Consider the following 21,387-nt stretch of genomic DNA (forward strand, 5'->3'; position numbering starts at 1 on the left):
GCAGGTCTTCGCAGACGGCGTTGACGTTCATCTGGGAATACTTGTGCGAGAGCTGCTGGGCGAACAGCGGGGTGGCCTGGCGAATGAGGCGTGCGCTGGCTTCCAGGGGGCAGTAGATACGACCGCCTTGGGAGGTTTGGTAGACGTTGCGCTCCACTTCAATGGCCCCATAGGGGGTTTGGTAGGTCTTCGGTGAGACGCCGCGCTTGGTCCATTTGATCGCGCCCATGGTGATCGGGGAGCCGTCGGTGTCAAAGCGCTTGAGCGTCTCGGCGCTGGCAAGCCTTCCGATGCTGTTGCAGGCGGCTTGGATGCGCGCTTCAGCTTCGAGCATGGTTCCGCTGAGATCGACCGTGACTTGAAAAGTCGCCTGATGACCGTCGATGTTAATGAGTTGCGCTGTTATGGCCAAGCCCTCTTTCTGCATTTGGATGATGGGCTAAGCATGGCTCATGATTGACATCATTGAAAGGCGGCACCCTGGGCATGGCTGCGACCCTGCTGCACTGGAGCCTGCACCCCTGGGCGATGTACGCCATCGTCGCCTTGGCCTTGGCCATTTTCTCCTACAACAAGGGCCTGCCGATGACGGTGCGGTCCATTTTTTACCCGATTCTGGGGGAACGCGTCTGGGGCTGGCCGGGGCATATCGTCGATATCCTGGCGGTGTTCGCCACCCTGTTTGGACTCGCCACGTCCCTGGGGTTCGGCGCTCAGCAGGCGGCCTCGGGGCTGCACTACCTATTCGGGATCGGTGACGGGGATGTGACCCTGGTGCTGCTGATCACCGGCATCACGGCGGTGGCGCTGGTGTCCATCGTGGCCGGTGTGGACAAGGGCGTGAAACTCCTGTCTGAGGTCAACATGGTCCTGGCATTCCTGCTGCTGATGTTTGTGGTGGTGGTGGGGCCGACCTTGCTGATCTTTACCAGCTTTTTCCAGAATATCGTCAGCTACCTGGGTGAGCTGCCCTTTCTGTCCAACCCCTTCGCGCGCGAGGATGTCAACTACAGCCAGGGCTGGACCACCTTCTACTGGGGCTGGTGGATCAGCTGGTCGCCCTTCGTGGGTATGTTCATCGCTCGGGTGAGCCGGGGGCGCTCGGTGCGGGAGTTCCTGATCTCCGTGCTGCTCATTCCCACCACAGTATCGATCTTCTGGTTTACCGCCTTTGGCACCACGGCCATTGATCAGGTGCGCAATGGCTTTGATGGCGCGGTCTCGGCAGAGCTGCCGTTACAGCTGTTCATGATGCTGAGTGAGCTGCCGCTGACCGATATCACCTCGTTCATCGGTATCGTGCTGGTGCTCGTATTCTTCATCACCTCCTCCGATTCCGGTTCCCTAGTGATCGACACCATCGCCGCCGGCGGTAAGATCGATGCGCCTAAGCCGCAGCGGGTGTTCTGGGGCGTCACTGAGGGGGCTGTCGCCATCGCGCTGCTGTTGGGGGGTGGCTTGGCCGCCCTGCAAGCGGTAGCGGTGTCCGCCGGTCTGCCCTTCACCCTGCTGCTCCTGGCCGGCTGTTATGCCATCGTCAGGGGGCTGCTGAGCGAGCCTCGGATTGCCAGGCCGATCAAACCGGCTAAGCCGGCGGCTCGTTGATGCCAGCGCTTCGCCGTCGCCGTCCAACGCCTAGATCCAGAGATCGGAGACCGGCGTGCTGGGCTGAAAATGCCGGGCCATCTGGGCCTGGAACAGCTCTGCTGTGGCGATAGCATCCACCTTGGCATGATGAGATGAGTAATGGGGCAGACCGTAGCGGGCGCGGCTGGCGGCCAGTCGGATGGAGGGCGGCTGGAGGCCGAACAGGCGTTTGAGCCCCCACAGGCGGCCACGTCGCTCCCAGCGCGCTTCCAGCGCCATGGTATCGATGACGGGGAACAGGCAACGCTCACCGCGATTGGCCAGGACGGCGGCCTCAAGGAACGGTCGCTCGATGTTGCGGTAGTGGACCACCACCAGACGGCCGGCGAGCGCGGCCAGCAGCTCGTCGAGGATCGCGGTAATGGGGGGCGCGTGCTCTACCTCTGAGTGGGTAATGCGATGGAAGGCGATGGACTCCACCCGTAGCGATCGGGGTGGCTTGACGACCCAGTAACGACCCGCCGCTGGGCGGATGACCCGCAGGTCGAAGGGCACCAGGCCAATGCTGACGATGGCGTGCTCGCGGGGATCCAGGCCCGTGGTTTCGAAATCCAAGGCCACCAGCGGGACATCTCCGATCGGGCCATCCTCTGCTGGCACCCCTGCCGCATAAAAGCGCTTGAGTCCCACAGTCTTGCAAGCCTGCGCCTGGCGGGCGAAATAGTCTGCCCAACTCGGGGAAGTCAGGCGCTTTTGTATACTTAAGAACACGGCGGTCAGCGGCCCGGGCTGGGGTAGCGGAAGCGCAGGAAGCTTTGGGCGTTGCTCAGGATCTGAAACGCCTCCTTGAGCGTGTGGCGCTCGATATCCGAGATATGCTCCGGCTGGATGGCGTTGTCCGGCTCATGGTCGTCCTTGATCTCCTGGGCCTGATGACGCATACGCACGATGGAGAGGAATTCCAGGGTGTAGCTCAATTTGTCGGTTTGTCCGGCGGGCAGGGCCCCGGCCTGGCTGATCTCATCGAGCCGCTCGAAGCCGTTTTGAGCCCGAGAGCCGACGCCCAAGGCATGGACCCGGATGACGTCGTTCAGGGGGGCGATGCCGCGGCGTTTGAGATTGATGGCGTTGTTATGCCGTCCGTCCTGCTCTAGCACGAAGGTGCGGAAAAAGCCCAGCGGTGGCGTGCGCCCGAGGGCATTGCGCGCCAGGGCGGCGAGGAAGCGGGGGCTGGCCTTGGCTCGGGTAGCGATCAGGTCCTGCAATTCCTCCACGAAATGCTCTTCGCCGTGAACCGCTTCCAGGTCAAAGAAGATGGAGCTGTGCAGCAGCCGCTGTGGATCTGGCTTGGCGATCCAGTTTCGGAAGTACTCTTTCCAGCGCGCGAGCGGCTGACGCCAGCTGTCGTTGGTGGCCATGATGCCGCCCTTACAGTAGGGGTAGCCACAGGCATTCAGTCCGTCGCTGACCTGTCGGGCCAGCGCCCGGAAGTAATCACCGTGGCGCTTGGGCTCGAAGGCGTCATGGAGCACCATGGCATGGTCCTGATCCGTGGTGATGGACTGATCGTTGCGCGCCATGGAGCCGTGCACCATGAAGCAGTAGGGCACGGGAGGCGGCCCCAGCTCGGCCTCGGCCAGCTCCACCAGGCGGCGCATCAGGCTGCGCCCGACGCTCGTCATCGCCCCACCAATCATGCGCGAGTTGGCGCCTTCATCTACCAACCGCACGAAGGAGGCTCGCACCTCGGGCGTGAGGCGCGCCAGGGCCTTGACCGAGGTGCGGTTGAAGATATTATTGACCAGGTAGACGCTGTTGTTGGTTTCGTAGCGGACGATGTCCGACAGATACACCACCCCCACGGGCCGACGACGGTGGAGGATCGGCAGTCGCTGAATATTGTTGCGCAGCATGGTCAACATTGCCTCGTTGACCGACTCGCTGGACTGGATGGCGATGAGCCAGCCGTGGCTGATGCTGGAAAGCGGGGTCTGGGCCGAGACGCCCTCGGCGACGATACGCTGGCGCAGATCCTTGTCGGTAATCATCCCCGTGAGCAGCCACTGCCGCCCCTCGGCGTCCGTAAACACGCGGTCCGAATCTTCCTCGTTGCCAGGTCTGATCAGCAGCACCGAAGAGACATCGTGCTCAGTCATCAGACGCGCCGCTTCCTGCACGGTGGCGGACTCCTCGATCATCACCGGCAGGCGGGAGATCAGTCGACGCACCGGTGTGGCAATCATGTCGTTGTTGCGCTGGCTCTGCTCCACCGTGCTCTTGAGCCGCGACGAGCCAAACAGCTCGACGAAATCAGCGAATTCCTCGTCTGCGGCGCACAGGCGGTCGAAAACGGACTTCGCGATCCGATAGATCAGCGTGTCCTCGATGGCCTGCACCGGGTAGCGCACCTGGCGGTTGCGCAGCAGGTCGAGCTGCCCGAAGATGTCGCCCTCGCCGAGACGGTTGGAGAGCTGACCGTTGTGGCGGTACACCTCCACCGCGCCGCTGCGGATGTAGGAGAGTGCCTGCACCGGGCCGTCGCGTTTGGCGATGGTGGTGCCGGCCTTGAAATAGGCGATTTCCACCGCGCCGGCCACCTCGTCGAGGCGCTCGTCGCTCAGCCCGTCGAAGGGCGGGTGGCGGCTGATGTGATCGCGAAACTCTCGGATTTCTGCTTCCATGGTATTCCCGCGTTCTGGAGCTGCTGCTGCGTTACCGGCGGATGTAATCTATGCTGCCACCGGTCGATGTTGCTGAGACGACTCCGTCCATAGGTCGTATTCATTATGCGCCAGTACCTCCGTCATCCCTCGGATATCCCCATTCTCTACCGCCTTGGGGATTTAGTGGCCGACCGTAACGACTATCTCCGCAATATTGGCTACGGTGGTCTCTGCTTTCGTTCCCACAGCGCCGTTTCAATTGGCACCAAGATCTATATCGAGATCCCCATTGTACAGCCGGAATTCAAGGCCGATGGCATCGTTGCCTGGTGTCGCGCACAAGAACACGAGTACGAAGTTGGGGTTCGTTTCAGTGGTGTTGAGGCAGAGTATGGGGTACGCATGGTCGAGCAAGTGTGCCAAATCGAACACTATAGCCGCCATGTCCGCGAAACTGAAGGACGTGAACTCACCAGTGAAGAGGCGGCTGTTGAGTGGATCGACAAATATGCGGCCGGCTTTCCGGGGTAACACCATTCGGATAGCTTCCGACTTCCGACTTCCGGCTTCCGAATCAACCGGCTGGATCGCTCAGTGCCCAGGGGAGCACATAGCTTTGCCCATCCTGGTGACCGGTGAGCGCACGGATGCCGTAGATCCGCTGTAAGTGCTCCGGGTTGAGCACCGTTTCCGGGCGACCCAGGGCCTGGCATTCGCCTTGATGCAGCAACAGCAGGCGATCACAAAAGCGGCTGGCCAGGGTGAGATCATGCATAACCACGATGGCGGCGCGGCCTGGTTCGGGCGTGGTTGGATGGCAATAGGCGCGCAGATAGTGCATGACTTTGAGCTGATGCAGGGGATCGAGGGCGGCTACCGGCTCATCGGCCAGCAGCAGCGGGGCTTCCACCGCCAGGGCGCGAGCCAAACGGGCGCGAGCGCGTTCACCGCCGGAGAGTTCGGTCACACGCCGGTTGCGCAATGGCCAGAGGTCGGTAGTGCGCAGGGCGCGCTCAATGGCCTGATGGTCTGCGTGACTCGGTGCTCTGGCGCCGGACCAGCTGCTCAGCCAGGTGCCACCGTGCCAGACGTTCTGATACGGATGGCGCCCAAGTGCGACCAGGTCGGTCAGGGTCATTGGCCATTGAATGCGATCCTCCTGGCTGAGGTAAGCCAGGCGGCGTGCGCGCACTTGGGCTGTACACTTCAGGGGATCTTCGCCCAGCAGACGCAGCTGGCCGGTGTACGGCAGGCTTTGCACCAGCGCCTTGAGCAGGGTGCTTTTGCCGGCGCCATTGGGTCCGATCAGTCCCAGTAGTTCACCGGCGGCGAGGCGCAGGGAGACTCCCCGCACTCGGGGGCGCCCGCCAAGCTGGACTGTAAGGCCTTCGACTTCAAGCAGAGTCATGGTAAATCCTGCCGGGCGCGCCACACCAGCATCAGGAAGAAAGGCGCGCCAATCAGCGCCGTGACCACCCCGAGCTTGAGTTCCTGGGCGGCGGGCAGAGCGAGATCCAGCAGGCGCAGGCTCATATCGGCAATCAAAACGAGTACCGCGCCTCCCAAGGCACTGGCCAGAATCAAGGGGCCCGGGCGATAACCAACGGCGGGGCGCAGCACATGGGGCGCCACCAGTCCGACAAAGCCAATGGCGCCAGTGATGGCGACTGTGGCGCCGACGCAGAGGGCGGAGCCGGTAATAATCAACCCGCGCAGTCGTCCGAGCGAGACCCCCAGGCTGGCGGCTTCGGCCTCGCCCAGTGCCAGCACTTCCAGCGTTGGCCCGCAGCTCAGCAGCAGTGCCAGCCCCAAGAGTACGAAGGGCAGGCACAGCAGCACGTCATCGAAACTGCGATCACTGATGGAGCCGAGCAGCCACAGCACCATGTCCTGCACCGCTGTGGGGTTGGGGGCCAGATTGAGTGCCAGCGAAGTTAGGGCGCCAGCCCAGGCGGACAAGGCGATGCCGGCCAGAATCAAGGTGAGATTTGACGAGCCGGCGCGGGTCAACGCATAGAGCGCCAGAGTGGCGAGCAGAGCGACGCTCATGGCGGCAGCGGGCACCAGCCACAGACTGATGGCGGTAGCACCAAAATAAATGGCCAGCACTGCTCCGAGTGCCGCGCTGGCGGAAATACCGAGCAGGCCCGGCTCGGCCAGCGGATTGCGCAACAGCCCCTGCAGGGCGGCGCCGGAGGCCCCCAGCGACAGGCCCAGCAGCCAGGCCAACAGCACTCGGGGCAGGCGAATCTGCTGCACGATCAGCCGCTGTTCCTCGGTGCCGAGGCCAAAGAGACCGGCCACCACCTCGGTCGGGGACAAAGGCGCATAACCGATGGTGAGCGATGCCAGGCTCAGGCCTACTAGCAGGAGCAAAAGAAGGGCGGGCACCGCAGCGAGCACCGGACTTTGCGCGAACAGAACGCGAGAATCACTCATGATCCGTTGTTTTGGGGACGATAGCGGCCGTAATGATCTCAGCCGCCTTGAGCAACTCAAGACCGCCACAACCCCAGCCGTTGGCGGGCAGGCCGATGCTGGGAGTCTTATTGAGCAGATCGCGCAGCAACGGATGGCGGGCGACGCCGGAGGCCTGGATGGGTTGATCTCGATCGAAATAGCCGAGTAGGAAAAGCTCGGGTGGCGCCAGGATGAGACGTTCGAGCGGGAATTGGCCCCAGCTGCGGACGCCTTGCTCGCTGGCGAGATTGATCAAACCCAGGCGCTGGATGAGGTCATCGACATAGGTGCCGGCGCCAGCTGTGCCGCCGTTTGGGCGCAGGTACAGGGCGCGCTGGCGTTTTGGCTGTGTGGCTGTGGCTTTGTCTGCCGGTCTGTCCTGACGCTGCTGGGAAGCCGATAGCAGCGAAGCCATCACTGTCATGCGCGCATCCGCAGCGGCGGTGACTTGGCGGGCTCGGTCTGCGCGGCCGATACGCGCGCCGAGTTCACGCGCGCTCTTGAGCGCATCCTCCCAGTCGCCGGGATAGGGCATCTCGACGATCTCGATCCCCTGACGTGCAAGCAGTTTGGCGTGACGCCGTCCGCTCCAGCCAGCGTAGGCCAGCACTAAATCCGGCTTGAGTGCCAGCAATTCCTCAATGCTGCTGCGGTGGTTGGGATAACTCCGCGCCTGAGCCGCAAGCTCGGTTTGCTCCAACCCTCTACTCTGGCGTGACAGGGCCAACACCTGCTCTGGCGCGGCCAAACGCAGCACCAGCAGATCAGCGCAGAGGTTGGTGCTGACCAGGGTTGGCAAGCTGCGAGCCGATTGGGCACTTGCCGCTGTTGTAAGCAGGCAAGTGGTGAGTAATGCAAAGGCTGCTGCAATACAGTATTTCAGCGCAGTCTGTGCGAACCTAAGGATCATACCCCAGCACCGGCGCCAGCCAGCGTTCGGCCTGTTCCAGCGTCATCCCTTTGCGTTGGGCATAGTCTTCAACCTGATCCTTCTGAATGCGCCCGACACCGAAGTAGCGCGACTCGGGATGGGAGAAATACCAGCCGGAGACTGCCGCCGTGGGCAGCATGGCGTAGCTTTCGGTGAGCGTGAGGCCGATGCGCTGATCGGGTTTGAGCAGTTCCCACAGGGTGCCTTTTTCGGTGTGATCCGGGCAGGCGGCGTAGCCGGGTGCGGGGCGGATGCCCTGATATTTCTCGGCGATGAGCGCGGCGTTGTCGAGCTGTTCGTCGGCGGCGTAGCCCCACAGCTGGGTGCGCACGATCTGGTGCAGGCGCTCGGCGAAGGCTTCGGCCAGGCGGTCGGCGAGAGCTTTGAGCATGATGGAATTGTAGTCATCATGATCGGCCTCAAAGCGAGCAACATGCGCGTCGATGCCGACTCCGGCGGTGACGGCGAAGCCGCCAATCCAGTCCTTGGTGTCAGAATCCGCCGGGGCGATGAAATCGGTCAGACACAGATTGGGCTGATTCTTGCCAGCGGCACGGAACATCTGCTGGCGCAGCATGTGCAAGGTGGCGAGCGGTTCGCGGCGCGCTGCGTCGCTAAAGAGCGCAATGTCATCGTCATTGACAGATTGAGCGGGGAAGAAACCGCACACGGCACGGGCGGTGAGCCACTGCTCCTTGACCAGTTGCTCAAGAAAAGGCTTGGCATCTTCAAACAGCTTGCGCGCTTCCTGACCCACAACCTCGTCATCGAGAATCGCCGGATATTTGCCGGCCAGCTCCCAGGCGTTGAAGAAGGGCGACCAGTCGATAAAGTTGACCAGATCGGCCAGCGGATAGTCATCAATGGTCAGGATGACACCCTCGCCCTGACGGTCTACTGTGAGTGTCCAGCCCGGCTGATTGAGGCGGCCAGTGTCGAATGTTGGCTCCAGGATCTGCGGGCGCGGTGGCTGGTAGCTCGCCCAGTCGATGCCAACCTTGTTGGCCCGGGCATCACTAAGCGGCATGGATTTACGCGTGCCGCTTTTGGCCTCGCGTTCCACGCGCAGGCGCTCGTAGTCGGCGGCGATGTCACTGATGTACTGGTCGCGCTGGGTTTTGCTGAGCAGATTCGACACCACGCCGACCGCGCGCGAGGCATCCACCACATAGACCACCGGTTGCTGGCGCTGCGGGGCAATCTTCACCGCCGTGTGCAGCTTGGAGGTCGTTGCGCCGCCAATCAGCAGCGGGATATCCAAGCCCTGGCGCTCCATCTCCTTGGCGACATGGACCATTTCATCGAGCGACGGGGTGATCAGACCCGACAGGCCAATCATATCGACCTGTTCCTCGCGCGCGCGCTTCAAGATGGTTTCCGCCGGCACCATGACGCCGATGTCGATCACCTCGTAGCCGTTACATTGCAGCACCACAGCAACGATGTTTTTGCCGATGTCATGCACGTCGCCCTTGACGGTGGCGATCAGGAACTTGCCATAGCTGGTGCCGGCCATGCCCGAGGCTTCCTTCTCGGCTTCCAGATAGGGGAACAGATAAGCCACCGCCTTTTTCATCACCCGGGCGGATTTCACCACCTGGGGCAGGAACATCTTGCCTTCGCCAAACAGATCGCCGACCACATTCATACCGGCCATCAGCGGGCCTTCGATGACCTCCAGCGGCTTGTCGGCGGCGGCGCGCGCGGCTTCGGTGTCCTCGTCGATGAAGTCGGTGATGCCTTTCACCAGCGCATGCTCCAGGCGCTTCTCCACCGGCCAGGAGCGCCATTCCTGATCCTCAGTCTTCTCGGCACTACTGCCGTCGCCCTTGTAGTTGGGCGCGATGTCGAGCAGCCGCTCGGTAGCGTCCGGGCGGCGGTTCTGGATCACATCTTCGACTGCCTCGCGCAGTTCCTCGGGCAGATCGTCATAGATCGCCAGCTGACCGGCGTTGACGATGCCCATATCCATGCCGGCCTTGATGGCATGGTAGAGAAAGACCGCATGAATGGCCTCGCGCACCGGGTTGTTGCCACGGAAGGAGAAGGACACATTGGACACGCCGCCGGAGACCAGGGCGTGGGGCAGGGTGCGCTTGATCTCGCGGGTGGCCTCAATAAAATCGACCGCGTAGTTGTTGTGCTCTTCGATGCCGGTGGCGACTGCAAAGATGTTGGGGTCGAAAATGATGTCTTCGGGTGGATAGCCGATCTGCTCGGTCAGGATCTTGTAAGCCCGGGCGCAAATCTCGACCTTGCGCGCCTGGGTGTCGGCCTGGCCAACCTCGTCGAAGGCCATCACAATCACCGCCGCACCATAGCGCCGGCACAGGCGCGCCTGCTCGATGAATTTGTCCTCGCCCTCTTTCATCGAGATGGAGTTGACGATGGCCTTGCCCTGGCAGCATTTCAGCCCGGTTTCGATCACCTCCCATTTGGAAGAGTCGATCATCACCGGCACCCGGGCGATGTCCGGCTCGGCAGCGGTCAGATTCAAGAACCGCTTCATAGCCTCGACGGCGTCGAGCAGGCCCTCGTCCATGTTGATGTCGATCACCTGGGCGCCATTCTCGACCTGCTCCACGGCGACACTGAGGGCGGTATCATAGTCGCCCTCCTTGATCAGCCGCTTGAAGCGCGCCGAGCCGGTGACATTGGTGCGCTCACCGACGTTGACGAAGAAGCTGTCGGCGGTGATATTGCAGGGCTCGAGCCCGGACAGACGACAGGCGGGTTCGAGCTGAGGTGCCTGACGCGGCGCCAGGCCGGCCACCGCTTCGGCGATGGCGCGGATGTGATCAGGCGTGGTGCCGCAGCAGCCGCCGACGATGTTCAAAAAGCCCTCGCGCGCCCAGTCGGAGACCTCTTGGGCCATCTCCTCGGGACCCAGGTCATAGCCGCCCAGTTCATTGGGCAACCCGGCATTGGGGTGAGCCGAGATTTGGCACTCAGCGATGCGCGCGAGTTCCTCGACATAGGGCCGCAGCTCGCTCGGCCCGAGCGCGCAGTTGAGCCCAACGCTGAGCGGCTGGGCGTGGCGCAGCGAGTTATAAAACGCTTCAGTGGTCTGGCCGGTCAGGGTGCGTCCGGACTGATCGGTGATAGTGCCGGAGAGCATGATCGGGCGCTCGACGCCATCTTGATCGAACACCTGCCAGACGCCGAAGGCCGCCGCCTTGGCATTCAGGGTGTCGAAAATGGTTTCGATCAGCAGGATATCGACGCCGCCTTCGATCAATGCCCGAGTCGCCTCGGCGTAGGCGCTGACCAGGGTGTCGAAGTCGATATTGCGAAAGCCCGGGTCGTTGACATCCGGCGAGATGGACGCGGTGCGATTGGTCGGACCGAGAATGCCGGCGACGAAGCGCGGTTTCTCGGGTGTCGAGGCTTCGTCCGCCGCCTGCCGGGCCAGCTTCGCGGCAGCCAGGTTGATCTCATAGACCAGTTCCTCCATGCCATAGTCGGCCATGGCGATGCGGGTGCCGTTGAAGGTGTTGGTTTCGATGATGTCGGCACCAGCGGCCAGATACTCGGCATGAATGCCCTTGATGATCTCGGGCTGGGTGAGTACCAGCAGATCATTGTTGCCCTTGAGGTCGGAGGGCCAGTCCTTGAAGCGCTCGCCGCGATAAGCGGCCTCGTCGAGCTGGTGGCGCTGGATCATGGTGCCCATGGCACCGTCGAGAATAAGGATGGAGCGCGCGAGGCGCGCTTTGAGCAGGTGGGAATGGTCAGTCATAAGCTCTCTCGCCCTGAGCCGGCGGCCAGGGACGTTATTTGAGTTTCTGTGCGAGTCGCTGTGCGCCCCTTTTGAGGCTGGGGCGCAACAGGAGTGTTTTGATGGTGACATCGACCGGAGCCGACGTGCAGGGATCCAGGATCCGGTGGTTCGATTAGAGGACTAGCTTAACATGATCCGGGGGAAAGTCCCGATGGGCGGGTACATGGGCGGTTGAATGTTGGTGGATTGGTGCCGCTGGTTGGGCCAGTGTGAAGATCCGCTTGCTATTTTGCATGGACAGTCGCCAATTGCTTGACGTATAAGTCGCCATTGACGACTTGGGAATGCAACAAGGAGTGCACTGAATAACTGTGAACAAAGATCAACCCGTGGTGGCACAGGGCGTTAAGCCGTCTCGTCCTCGCCAGACGCAAGCTGTTGTGGAAATGGCGCAGCCTGATGCTAGGGTTCGGCAGCCGGCAAGTGCAAATCAGGGGACCGGCCCCTTCAAGAATGCGGCCAAGCGCGAGGCGATTATTGATGCGGCCGTGCCGCTGTTTATGCGTCAGGGTGTGCAACGCACCAGTCTGGAACAGATCGCTCGCGCGGCTGGGGTCGCCAAACAGACCATTTATTCTCATTTTGATAATAAGGACGCGCTTTTCGCGGCAGGTTTTCCGCGTGTTTTTGCGCGTCACGGCTTCGATCTGGAGCAGATTACCGCTGGTCAGGATGCGGCCGAAATTCTGCGGCGTCTGCTGCGCGGCTACCTGGCGGTGGTGTTGGATCCACAGGTCATTGCCATCAATCGTGTTGTGATGGCTGAAGCCGAGCAGTATCCAGACGTTGCCAAGCGTTGTTGGCAGAGCGGCCCGGCCCGCAGTCGCAAGCTGTTCATTGCCGTTGTCGCCCACTTGTCCGACCAAGGCCTGCTGCAAATCGATGATGTCGAGCAGGCTGGCGCCGAGCTGCGGGTGCTGGCGGCGACTGAGTTTCGCGAACAGCTGCTTTTCAAGGTGATTGATGCGGTGCCCGAGGTGGAGTTGACCGCCCACCTCGAACACCTGATCGTTGGTTTTCTCGACAAATACAGACCGCAAACACACACGAGCGTTCTGAGTCCGGATGATGCCCCCCCTGAAACTCGAAGAAGTTCAGAGCGGCGCGTTTTGGATCGAGATTAAGTAGGCATTGGTCCCAATGTAAAGATGGTTGTCATGATCGAAGTAAATGCCGCCATATTCGTGCGCAGACTTCCAACCACGGCCCAAGGGAACACGCCAAATCACTCGTCCATCCCAAGAGTCGATAGCCGAGACATAATACATTCCACCTTGAGTCGATGAGGCGTCAGAGGACCAGTCAGCTGTATGCGCAAAGATGATACCGCTTTCGCGCGCCAGCATGCTCATCGCCAGCATGCTCATCGCCAGCATGCTCATCGCCAGCATGCTTTGCCATTCGTAGTTCCAGACCTGACTGACCTGAAAACGGTTTTCGGAATCGATCATCAGCAATGAGAAGCCTGGCTCGGTTTCAATCAGTTGCGATTCCGGAATGACTACGGTGTGGCCAAAGTTGTTCTCGACAATCAAGCTGTCGCGAACTCCAATGAAGGAAGCCTCATCGACACTGCGCATGAGCGTGAACACATCATGACTTGATCGCTGACATCCCGCCAATCGGCCTGCGCAGCAGGGTGCAGAGCGCCTAAAACGGCGGCCAGCAGGATGGCTGGGAACACGAGCGACCACTTTGGAGCCGGTGAAGAGGGTTGTTCATGCGAAGCCTCCGAGTGACCTGTGCCACTGGGTAAAGCTAGACTGACCAGTTTAGTCTATTATAGCGCATAACGCGATTGTTGTTGAGACCGTTACGCCCAACGATCAAGGTGGATTTTGTGGAGGACTGATCAGCCGTGGCTGTGTGCTGATCGGATTGGAGGGATTGGTTATGGAATTCGGGGTCAGGAAAGACCCCGAATTCATCAGGTGCCAGAACGGCCGTTTGATCAGTTGATTAACTGAAAATATCGTGGACGATATTGTTGTACCAGCTGTGGGCGTACTGGACTTCGCGCGCCAAGGCCCATTGCGGCGCGTCGGAGGGGGTTAGGCCACCGGCGCCTTCGACGCCGGCGATGGTGGAGCCGTCCTCGCTGAGGCGATAGACGGCGGCGACTGAGATACCGTAGTCCTTGCCGACAATGGAATAGCAGGTGTTGACATAGGCGGGGATGCCGGGCTCGTCGCCGTTGAGCATGGCGATGATGGCCGCCGCCGTGACCTTGGCCTGGCTGTTAGCGGAGTAGCCGGATTTGGGCATCTTGGTGGCGATACAGGCGTCGCCGATGACATGAATGCCGGCGTGGATGCTGGACTCGAAGGTCTTTTTATCCACTGGGCACCAGCCGCTGTCGTCGGTCAGGCCGGCTTCCTGGGCGATCGTGCCAGCTTGCTGCGGTGGAATCAGGTTGATGACTGCGGCCTTGATCTCATCGCCAAAGCTGGTTTCGACCGTCATGTCATCGGGGTTGACGCTGACCACGGCAGCATCCGGGCCTGGGTGCCATTCGATCAAAGCATCTTCGGTGCCAAAGCCATACAGACGCTCCCAGCCCTGGGTGAACAGGCCTTGCTTGGAGAACTTTTGCTTGGAATCGAGAATCAGCACCTTGGATTTGGGTTTGGCCTTTTGCAGGTACATGGCGATCTGGCTGGCGCGCTCGTAAGGGCCGGGCGGACAGCGGAAGGGGTTGGGTGGCGGGGCAATCAGCACGGTGCCGCCATCGTCCATGGCTTCGAGCTGGCTGCGCAGGATTTTGGTCTGATTACCGGCTTTCCAGGCATGGGGGATGGTTTCGGCGACTGCTTCGCTGTAGCCGTCGATTTTGTCATACAGCAGCGAGACGCCGGGAGCGACAACGCAGCGGTCGTAGGGGAATTCATCGCCGCTGGCGGTTTTGACCACTTTTTTGTCGGCATCAATGCCGGTCGCCTTGTCATGCACCACCTTGACGCCATGTCCCTTGAGGCCGTCATAGCCATGCTCAATGGAGCTGAGCTGGCGGTCGCCGCTGAGCACTTCGTTACTCATGTAGCAGGTGAAGTAGCTCTGGTTTGGCTCGATCAGGGTCACCTCAATGCTGGAGTCGCCAAGCTTTAGATACTTGGCGGCGGTGACGCCACCGGTGCCACCACCAACCACCACAACCTTTTTGCTCTCGGCGCGGGCGATGTGTGGGAAGCCCAAGGTGCTGACAGTGGCCAGCGCACCGGTGGTCTTGACGAAATCACGTCGGTTCATGCTCATATCCATTCTCCTCCTGAATGCTTATCTTGCGCGGATGGCGTCTTAATTTATTGCTGGCTGGCGTAATAGGCCCAAAGGGCAGCGAGTCCGTCATCACCCTCGGCTTCGAGCATGGACTCAAGCTTGCGCTTCATCTTCTTGGGGATCTCGCGGCGCTCGTCGCGGAAGTCGCTCATGGCATACTTCAGATAAGGGGTCCACTGGCCGGCCAGGATGTAATAGTCCTCCTCCTCGGGAACCGCCTTGCCACCTTCGATATGGCACTTTTCGCAGTACTGCTCGTGCAGGTCACTGCCTGCCTCGACCAGGGCCTGGTCGAAATCCTGCTGGGCGGGAGCAAAGTCCTGCTGGTGGAAGTATTCGGCCATCTTTTCGAGTTCTTCGTCGTTATAGCCACGCGCAATGCGACCCATGATGGTGGAGTAGGTCTCGTCATCGCGGAAGTACTGCATGGTTTCGACGAAGACAATCGGATCCATGGCAGCAATACTGGGCGTGGCCGGCCCCAGGCTATTGCCATGGGTGCCATGGCAACCGGCGCAGGTGTTGGCCAGCATGGTGCCGATGGCGGTGGTGTCCTCGGATTCGGCCAGGGCGGCACTGGAGCCAACGCCAAGCAGCAGGGCAGCACCGATGAGGGTGCGGAGAGAGGGGTGTTGGTTCATTATGATTCCTCCTATGGGTGGGAACGATTCCCGTGGTGGTGCCGTGTCAGTCACTGGTGAGCGCTTGCACGGCGCGAGTCTGGTCATGGGCGCGGGCGATCTCGACCGGGGTCTGACCGTTCTGGTTAGTCGCCTTGGGATCAGCACCATGATCAAGCAGCAGGCGGATCAGATCGGCATCGCCGGCACGGGCGGCTTGCATCAGTGGGGTGAAGCCATCGATATCGACGATGTTCGGGTCAGCTCCGGCGGCGAGCAGGGTGCGGGCGATGCGCGGATTGCCATCGGTCACCGCCCAAGACAGGGCACTCATGCCGAGCTGATCGCGCCGGTTGACCTCGGCCCCATGCGTGAGCAGTAACTCGACCATGGGCGCCTGGCCATTGTCAGCGGCGATGATCAGCGGGGTATCGCCTGCGTTGTCCTGGCTGTTGGGCTGGGCGCCCGCTTGCAGCAGCAGTTCGGCGATTTCAGTGTGGCCTGCGGCGGCGGCATTCATAAGCGCATTGCGTCCCTCCTTGTCGGCGGCGCGCGGGTCGGCATGGCGAAACAGCAGTTGTCGAACCATGTCGGCAATGCCGTAGCGGCTGGCAATCATCAGGGCATCCCAGCCGGCGCGGGTGCGGTCGTGGACGTGGGCGCCGCGTTCAATAAGCAATGCCGAGATGCCAATGTGGCCGTTTTCGGCGGCGAAGGTCAGGGCAGTGCAGCCGGCGACGGTGCGCTCATTGACATCGGCACCACGGTTGATGAGCAGGGCGACCGTATCCATGCTGTCGCTTTCCACGGCCATCATGAGCGCGGTTTTGCCGAACTCATTGGCGGCATTGGCATCGGCGCCCTGGTCGATGAGTGCGGCGACGCTCGGGGTATCGCCGATCATGGCTGACAACCGCAGTTCGCGGTCGAGCTCGGGATTGCCGGCGAGCGCGGCGCTGGTCAACAGTGCGGCGCTCAGGGCGCAGGCCGCGCGCCATAAGTGGGAACCATGCTGGTCAGGAAGATCCGGCCGTGTCATCCTCACTCCTCCTCTGGCTCTTCGGGCTCGCGGGGCATTTTATGCACCACCGCCTTATGGCAGTCGATACAGGTTTGGCCTTTGTCCTCGGCGCGGGAGTGGCGGCTGCGAGCGGAGCGGCCCTGTTCGGACAGATCCATGTTCTGGTAGTCGTGACAGCGGCGGCATTCACGCGAATCTGTGCGTTCCATCTTTTTCCAGACGTTTGAGGCCATGTGCCAGCGGCGCGCTTCAAACTTTTCCGGGGTGTCGATGGTGCCCATAATTTCGTGATAGACATCCTTGGCGGCGATGATCTTGGTCGCGATCTTGGGCAGGAAGGGCTTGGGCACATGACAATCGGCGCAGGTGGCCTGCACGCCGGATTGATTCTTGAAGTGCATGCTCTCCTGATATTCCAGATAGTTGGTCTGCATGGTGTGGCAGGAGACGCAGAACTCCATCTCGTTGGTAGCGCTCAGCGTAAAATTAAACAGGCCGGCGAAACCGATGCCGGCCACAAAAAGCGCGACAAACACAAGCATGTAGCGGCGAGAGGAAGCCTTGGTGTCAGGCATGCAAAACCTCACTGGGTGATTTCAAATGGCTTGTTCCTTAAGTCATGAGGGGTCGGACCGCACCAGCAGGCCAAGTCCGATCTCTGGACTGTCAATTGTCATTGACAGATGCTAAAGGATAGAAAGCCGCTTGCCAAGCAAGGGAATAGGTTTTGCGCCTTTTGGGGCAGGTAAGTGGTTTGGGTCAGTGGCCTATGTGGCCAGGGACCCAAACCCATTGTGTCGGCAGGAAGGGCGAGCCAGGGGAGGCAAGCTCGTGTTTTACACCAATTGGTGCTGGTTTTTCATGTACAGATAGACCAGATTTGAAACCGAACGCAGGGCATTGCTGCGCGCCGTGATCCAGCTGGTATAGGACTCGGTGCGGCTGTCGCGCTCAATGATGCCGATGAAGGTATAGGGCCGTGGGCGCCCACGACTGTCCTGACACTCGATAATGCCCATATTGCCGCACAGGCGCGCGGTGGAGCCGGTTTTGTCATAAACGCGCACATGCGCCGGGATGCTGCTGACACCCCGGGTGATGCGATCATGGTTGGGCAGCCCCATGATGTCGCGCAGATCCCGGGCATGCGGCAGGCGGCTGTGCCAGAGCGCGAACAGGAAGCGGCTGTAGTCGTGCGCCGAGGCCCTGTTGCGATAGGTGCGACCGCCTGCGGGAATGTATTCAACCACGCTAGTCTCGCGAAAGACCCCCGGGGCGTATTGTTTCAGCACCCGCTCGACATCCTGCGGGCCATGGTTGCCATTGGCGCGACTGACCATGTGCATCAGCTCATTGGTGGCGGTGTTGCTGCTGCGGCGGATGCTCTGCTCCATGATGTCGCGCACCGAGCTGGTAAATTGCGGTCCGGAGCGACGGCGATCCGCCAGGTAGAAAAACGCTTGTGCCACAAAGGGCTTGATCATGCTGGCGGCTTGACGCGGGATGTCCTCGTTGATGGCGACCAGCTTTTGGCGAGTGGAGAAGTCGTAGATCGACCAGGAGGTGCGCTCGCTGGAGGAAATGCGTCCCTCAGCCCGCATCCGCTTGACCAGCGTTGAAACCTGCGTCTGCAAGGCGCTGGGTGCGGCGGCCAGCGGTGGCGCTGCGCCACCAAGCAGCAGGGCGCCGCTGGCCAGGGTCAGGTTACCGAGGAAATGGCGCCGCGACAGCGTGCTTGGGGTGATAAGGCTGGAGGTGGCGTCCGGGGGCGCGGGGATAAAAAGCTTGTTCATGGCATGATCCGCTGGCGAAAGTGGCGGTAAAACGACGGACTGATGCCTTAAAAGCATAATCAAAACACGCCAGAAATCAAGGGAGTCTGGAAAAATATTTTTCTTATTTATCAGTCTATTTTGATATCTTCTTGATAAATCAGTTGATCATTGCGCCAAGTCCGGCTGCTGTGCTAGCCCGCCGCCGCCCCGGATGCCGGGGCGAGGCGGCGGTGTGACATCAGGCCAGCGCCTCGCTGTCGAGCGTCATTCTGGGGATGTGCCCGGTGCTGCTGCCCAGCTCAACCAGCAGCTGCGCATCGGCGGGCAGCACATCGACTTCGGCGCGGGACTCGATCAGGCGCTCGGTTTCCATCACATCCAGCACGGCGTTGAGTACCTCTGGATCCTTGCCGGCGATCTCATTGAGCGCGGCACCAACCACAGCCGGGCGGGTGGCGGCAGCCTCGGCCATTTTCTGCGAAACCTTGTAGGCGGTCTGACTTTTAATCAGGCCGACGCGGTTCTCGCCATCCTGTTTCATGGCGCTGGTCACCTGCACCAGACGCTTGACCACTTTTTCAGTGATGTTGTCCACCATTTGTCGGTCGGTAAAGGCAACTTTGCGAATGTAAACCGAGCCGAGCTTGTAGCCCCATTTTTCCGACAGCGGCGACACGGTCGCGCGCACCTTGCGGCTGAGCTGATGGCGGTCTTCGAGCATCTTGTCCATTTCGAGATTGCTGAGCGTCGAGATGGTGGAGCTGGCCACATTGGCTTGCAGGGAGCCTTCTGGATTGGCGTTGACGAACAAATAGGACACCGGATCGCTGACCTGCATCTCGTACCAGATGCCGACCCCCATGGGGGTGCCTTCTTCGGAATTGACCATCTGATCGCGCAGGTAATACTGCTTGAGCGCGGTGCTGACCAGGTGGCGCTTACCAAAAAAGGGCACCAGCAGTGCCTTGAGCCCGAAATGACTGACCGGGTATTGCAGGCCGGCCTCATCCAGGGTGCCTAATACCTTGCCGAACAGGATGAACACCTGCGCCTCGCGCTCGCGCACCACGGCATAAATACCAAAAGAGCGTGCCAGAGCCAGCAGCAGCGGAATACAGGCCAGCCCGAAAAAGAAAGCAATGAAGGTGCCAAAGTCTTGATCAAGGAACATCATAACGGGAGCCTCGGTTAGCGGTTAGGAGCCGTGATCTGCACAATGCGTCGTGCCTGCTTCAGCAGCGGGATGCGCATGTTGCGCAAATAGGCGCGCAGAGCACTCTGACCGCCACGTGCCTTGATGTTGGACAGGGTTTCGCTCAGTTCGCGCAGTGGGGCAACCTCGGCCTGGGCGTTGTTGCTGGCGATCTCCACAGCGCGGTTGCTCATGGTGATTTGCTGCTCGGCATCGGCGCGGGCGGTGCTAATGTCAGCGGCGACCTGATTGCGGGTGGAGTTGATGGCGGACAGGGCGCGATCGACCTCCGCTGGCGGATCGATCTGGGTGATCAAGGCGGCGTCCAGCTCAAGACCGTAGCGGGTGCCGGTGGAACGGCATTGCTGTTCCATGTAGTCGTTGAGCAGCGGCAGGTTTTTGCGCAGGTCATTGATGGACACCCCTTCTGACAGATCAACAGCGGGCCCGCCTTCTTCGCCTTGCATGTCGCCGCTGCCGACCAGGCTCTGGCCCTTGGGATCGACGAAGTTGGCGATGCGCTCGCGCAGCACGGAGACAAAATAGCCCATGACATGCTCAAGCGGCGTGTCGATGCCAAACAGATAGGCATAGAGGTTGTTCTCGGAGGCGCGAAAGCGAATCTGGCCATTGACGCCGGTGGTCAGGTTGTCTTTCGTGACCGCCTCAATGGTGGATTGGCGTTTGGTCGGATCCCAGGTCAGATCCAGCGCCTTGGTGTCCACTTCAACCTTATGCACCTTCTGCCAGGGCCATTTGAAGTAGGGGCCACCGGGCCCGATGGTGCGCAGCACCGGGAATTGATAGCGTTGTTGTTCTTCTTCATTCAGGCTGTTGTCGCGCACAAAGCTGTCGCCGATACGCTGTGCGCGGCCAAAGGAGGTCAGGACGGCGCGCTCATTGGGCTTGACGGTATAAAAAGCGCGGTGAAACAGGCGAAAGCCGGCATAGACCAGCAGTCCAAGCATAAAAGCGGTAATGGCCATGGGCGGGATCTCCAGCAGACCAAGGAAAGGCGAGGGCGTCCGCGCGTGGCGGGCACTTCAAGCATAGCGGCTTCAGGACAGGCCGCAAGCGCGAATTCTGCTGGGGCGATCAGGCGGTGCGCAGGACGAAATGCGCGAAGGGAGTGCTGTCGGGCGGGGGAAGTTGGGTGGGCAGTTGGGTGCGCAGCTCTGCATCGAGTAAGGAATGCGGGCGGCATTGTTGCAGAGCGTAGCGCGAGACGCCGGCGGCGGCCAGCTGCTGCATCAAATCAGCGAGATAGTCCGGATGGTCGAATCCGGGCATGACGGTGGTGCGCACTTCAAGCGCCACGTCGGAGGCTAGCGCCAGTGCCAGACTCTCCCAGGCTTTGGCGCCAGAGCCAGGCACGCCGGTGATCAGCGGATAGTCCTCGGGCAGGGCCTTGATGTCCAGACCCAGCCAGTCAATCAGCGGCAGCACGCGCGCGAGTCGCTGCGGGGCCGGGCCGCCGCTATGCAGTCCGACCTTAAACCCCAGGCGGCGTACCGCTTGGATGGCCGTTGGCAGCGCAGCTTGCAGGGTCGGCTCGCCACCGCTGAACAGTACCGCGTCAAGCAGACCGCGCCGGGAGCCGAGAAATTCCAGCACCTCGGCCCAGCTGAGCGCGGGCGGGGTGTTGGCATTGAGCAGATGCGCATTGTGGCAGTAGGCGCAGCGCCAGGGGCAGCCCTGGCAGAACAGGGTCGCGGCCAGTTCACCGGGGTAGTCCGTGGTGCTGAGCGCCGTCAGGCCGCCAAGGCGCAGGCTGGTGGGTGCCACATCCATGCGAGCATTCGGCGCGCGGGCGATTAAGCCGCTTCGAGCGTGCGCTGGGGCTGCTCGCTGCCTTGCGGCTGCTCGCTGAACAGACGTCGCTCGCGATGCTCGGCCTGCTTGCCGGCATTGAAGGCTGAAACCGGGCGATGGTATCCCATTACACGGGTCCAAACCTCGCAGCGGGTCCGTTCTTCATCGCGGATTTCGATAGAGCCGTCAGTCAGCATGGGTGTCTCCAGTGAGGGTTGATGGACGCATTGACCGGTGGTCAATGTTCTCAGGGTTCATGATTTGAGGAT

Annotated in this window: 18 protein-coding genes and 2 pseudogenes; 3 read left to right on the plus strand and 17 right to left on the minus strand. The window is 61.2% G+C overall.

Going from position 1 to position 21,387, the window contains the following annotated elements:
* A pseudogene (locus CKO36_RS02090) lies at positions 1-412 on the minus strand (ISKra4 family transposase); the annotation flags it as partial.
* A gap of 68 nt (positions 413-480) precedes the next feature.
* Between CKO36_RS02090 and CKO36_RS02095 the strand changes: the two are divergent.
* A pseudogene (locus tag CKO36_RS02095) lies at positions 481-1,605 on the plus strand (BCCT family transporter); the annotation flags it as partial.
* A gap of 30 nt (positions 1,606-1,635) precedes the next feature.
* Here CKO36_RS02095 and CKO36_RS02100 read toward each other — a convergent pair.
* Positions 1,636-2,358 carry a 3'-5' exonuclease gene (locus CKO36_RS02100; RefSeq protein ID WP_200279864.1) on the minus strand — a complete coding sequence of 241 codons (723 nt, stop codon included), beginning with the start codon at positions 2,356-2,358 and terminating at the stop codon, positions 1,636-1,638.
* A gap of 5 nt (positions 2,359-2,363) precedes the next feature.
* Positions 2,364-4,268 (minus strand): DUF294 nucleotidyltransferase-like domain-containing protein, encoded by a 1,905-nt coding sequence (locus CKO36_RS02105; RefSeq protein WP_200279867.1) that lies wholly within the window; start codon positions 4,266-4,268, stop codon positions 2,364-2,366.
* 105 nt (positions 4,269-4,373) lie between these two features.
* Between CKO36_RS02105 and CKO36_RS02110 the strand changes: the two genes are divergently transcribed.
* Entirely contained in the window at positions 4,374-4,781 is a 408-nt protein-coding gene (locus CKO36_RS02110; protein WP_200279870.1) for a PilZ domain-containing protein, read from the plus strand.
* A gap of 43 nt (positions 4,782-4,824) precedes the next feature.
* Here CKO36_RS02110 and CKO36_RS02115 read toward each other — a convergent pair whose 3' ends face one another.
* The 4 genes from CKO36_RS02115 to metH all read right to left on the minus strand — a co-directional run bounded on the left by CKO36_RS02115 (position 4,825) and on the right by metH (position 11,380).
* Positions 4,825-5,658, minus strand: a complete 834-nt coding sequence (locus CKO36_RS02115; RefSeq protein ID WP_200279873.1) for an ABC transporter ATP-binding protein — start codon at positions 5,656-5,658, stop codon at positions 4,825-4,827.
* Entirely contained in the window at positions 5,655-6,689 is a 1,035-nt protein-coding gene (locus tag CKO36_RS02120; RefSeq protein WP_200279876.1) for a FecCD family ABC transporter permease, read from the minus strand. The genes CKO36_RS02115 and CKO36_RS02120 overlap by 4 nt, the downstream gene beginning before the upstream one ends.
* On the minus strand, positions 6,682-7,509 hold the full coding sequence (locus CKO36_RS02125; protein WP_242469335.1) for an ABC transporter substrate-binding protein: 828 nt from the start codon (positions 7,507-7,509) through the stop codon (positions 6,682-6,684). The genes CKO36_RS02120 and CKO36_RS02125 overlap by 8 nt, the downstream gene beginning before the upstream one ends.
* Positions 7,510-7,609: 100 nt before the next feature.
* Entirely contained in the window at positions 7,610-11,380 is a 3,771-nt protein-coding gene (gene metH, locus CKO36_RS02130) for a methionine synthase (protein ID WP_200279882.1), read from the minus strand.
* A gap of 353 nt (positions 11,381-11,733) precedes the next feature.
* Between metH and CKO36_RS02135 the strand changes: the two genes are divergently transcribed.
* On the plus strand, positions 11,734-12,546 hold the full coding sequence (locus CKO36_RS02135; RefSeq protein ID WP_200279885.1) for a TetR/AcrR family transcriptional regulator C-terminal domain-containing protein: 813 nt from the start codon (positions 11,734-11,736) through the stop codon (positions 12,544-12,546).
* Here CKO36_RS02135 and CKO36_RS02140 read toward each other — a convergent pair.
* From CKO36_RS02140 to nrdD, 10 genes are all read right to left on the minus strand, one after another.
* Entirely contained in the window at positions 12,517-13,002 is a 486-nt protein-coding gene (locus tag CKO36_RS02140; protein ID WP_200279888.1) for a hypothetical protein, read from the minus strand. The genes CKO36_RS02135 and CKO36_RS02140 overlap by 30 nt on opposite strands.
* A 379-nt stretch (positions 13,003-13,381) precedes the next feature.
* Complete coding sequence (locus tag CKO36_RS02145) at positions 13,382-14,674, minus strand: NAD(P)/FAD-dependent oxidoreductase (RefSeq protein WP_200279891.1); 1,293 nt, start codon at positions 14,672-14,674, stop codon at positions 13,382-13,384.
* A gap of 47 nt (positions 14,675-14,721) precedes the next feature.
* Positions 14,722-15,339 carry a c-type cytochrome gene (locus CKO36_RS02150; protein ID WP_200279894.1) on the minus strand — a complete coding sequence of 206 codons (618 nt, stop codon included), beginning with the start codon at positions 15,337-15,339 and terminating at the stop codon, positions 14,722-14,724.
* Positions 15,340-15,385: 46 nt separating this feature from the next.
* Positions 15,386-16,357 carry an ankyrin repeat domain-containing protein gene (locus CKO36_RS02155; protein ID WP_200279897.1) on the minus strand — a complete coding sequence of 324 codons (972 nt, stop codon included), beginning with the start codon at positions 16,355-16,357 and terminating at the stop codon, positions 15,386-15,388.
* Between the two features lie 2 nt (positions 16,358-16,359).
* Positions 16,360-16,914: a NapC/NirT family cytochrome c gene (locus CKO36_RS02160; RefSeq protein WP_200279900.1), complete on the minus strand. Its 555-nt coding sequence runs from the start codon at positions 16,912-16,914 to the stop codon at positions 16,360-16,362.
* Positions 16,915-17,175: 261 nt separating this feature from the next.
* Positions 17,176-18,132, minus strand: coding sequence for a serine hydrolase (locus CKO36_RS02165; protein WP_200279903.1), 957 nt, complete (start codon positions 18,130-18,132; stop codon positions 17,176-17,178).
* A gap of 220 nt (positions 18,133-18,352) precedes the next feature.
* Complete coding sequence (locus CKO36_RS02170; protein ID WP_200280144.1) at positions 18,353-19,285, minus strand: SPFH domain-containing protein; 933 nt, start codon at positions 19,283-19,285, stop codon at positions 18,353-18,355.
* A 17-nt stretch (positions 19,286-19,302) separates the two neighbouring features.
* The gene (locus tag CKO36_RS02175) at positions 19,303-20,292 is read right to left on the minus strand and encodes an SPFH domain-containing protein (protein WP_200279906.1); all 990 of its coding nucleotides are present in this window, start codon (positions 20,290-20,292) and stop codon (positions 19,303-19,305) included.
* Positions 20,293-20,401: 109 nt separating this feature from the next.
* Positions 20,402-21,097 carry an anaerobic ribonucleoside-triphosphate reductase activating protein gene (locus CKO36_RS02180; protein ID WP_200279909.1) on the minus strand — a complete coding sequence of 232 codons (696 nt, stop codon included), beginning with the start codon at positions 21,095-21,097 and terminating at the stop codon, positions 20,402-20,404.
* Positions 21,098-21,120: 23 nt separating this feature from the next.
* A complete protein-coding gene (gene nrdD / locus CKO36_RS02185; protein WP_200279912.1) occupies positions 21,121-21,315 on the minus strand; it encodes an anaerobic ribonucleoside-triphosphate reductase in 195 nt (64 codons plus the stop codon).
* Positions 21,316-21,387: the final 72 nt, after the last annotated feature.

The organism is Rhabdochromatium marinum, assembly GCF_016583795.1.
In the GTDB taxonomy this organism is placed as follows: domain Bacteria; phylum Pseudomonadota; class Gammaproteobacteria; order Chromatiales; family Chromatiaceae; genus Rhabdochromatium; species Rhabdochromatium marinum.